This is a genomic window from Xanthomonas sp. LMG 12459 (genome assembly GCF_009192905.1).
In the GTDB taxonomy this organism is placed as follows: Bacteria; Pseudomonadota; Gammaproteobacteria; order Xanthomonadales; family Xanthomonadaceae; genus Xanthomonas_A; species Xanthomonas_A sontii.
In genome coordinates, this window is record NZ_NSGT01000142.1 from 1 (window position 1) to 507 (window position 507).

Annotated in this window: 1 protein-coding gene; it reads right to left on the bottom strand. The window is 66.3% G+C overall.

Annotation, left to right across the window (positions count from 1 at the left end):
- Positions 1 to 507, bottom strand: a 507-nt coding sequence (locus tag CEK65_RS20895; protein WP_152182867.1) for a DEAD/DEAH box helicase, incomplete at both ends; no start/stop codon positions are given.

Below are 507 nucleotides of genomic sequence, written 5' to 3' on the forward strand. Positions count from 1 at the left end.
GGATACGCTCGATCACCTCGGCGCGGCGACTGGCGGCGACAAGGGTGGTTTGCACCGGGATACGCCCCGGCGGCAATTCATCGAGCACCGAAATGTCCAGGTCCGCATAGGCCGTCATCGCCAAGGTGCGTGGAATCGGTGTCGCGGTGAGCACCAGCTGATGCGGCACTTCATCCGCCGTGCCGCCCTTTTCGACCAGACTCAGGCGCTGATGCACGCCAAAGCGGTGCTGTTCGTCGACAATCGCAAGGCCCAGATTGCGAAATTGCACGCCTTCCTGCATCAGTGCGTGCGTGCCCACGCACACGGCTGCGCCCTCGCTCAGGCGCTTCAGCGCCGCGTTGCGCGCGCGGCCTTGAACTTTGCCAGCCAACCACAGCACCTCGATGCCTAGGGGCTGCAACCACGTCACGAAGCTGCGGTAATGCTGCTCGGCCAGCAATTCGGTGGGCGCGGCCAAGGCCACCTGGCGGCCGCTGGCCACTACCGCCAGCGCCGCCAGCGCCG